The sequence below is a fragment of the Salifodinibacter halophilus genome, assembly GCA_012999515.1.
In the GTDB taxonomy this organism is placed as follows: Bacteria; Pseudomonadota; Gammaproteobacteria; order Nevskiales; family Salinisphaeraceae; genus Salifodinibacter; species Salifodinibacter halophilus.
Genome location: JABEEB010000154.1, coordinates 1 through 290, shown reverse-complemented (window position 1 = coordinate 290; position 290 = coordinate 1). Strand labels below are relative to the sequence as shown.

Annotated in this window: 1 protein-coding gene; it reads right to left on the bottom strand. The window is 66.9% G+C overall.

What is annotated here, in order from left to right; genetic code table 11:
* On the bottom strand, window positions 1-290 hold a 290-nt coding region (locus tag HKX41_11115; protein NNC24681.1), incomplete at both ends, for a MarR family transcriptional regulator.

The following is a 290-nucleotide window of genomic DNA, read 5'->3' as shown; positions in this document are numbered from 1 at the left end:
CCTGCCACTCAGGGGCGTCCAGGAGTGCGTCTGTATCCTCGGCGGTCTGCACGCGGACGAGCGCACGCTTCGGGTCGCACCATTCGACAGTTGCGCTCGGCGCGATCTCCCGGGCTCGCGATCGGTGCTCGTGGGTCACGACGGCTTGGGCGAACGCCAGCAGCGGTGCGAGGTCCTCGCTCACCGCATACTCGGGGCCGGACGGGGACAGCATTGCTCGATGCTTGAGCGGTGACAGCGCTTTGTGAACGCCTTGGCGCGTAATCCTGAGTCGCGCTGCAATCTCGGAG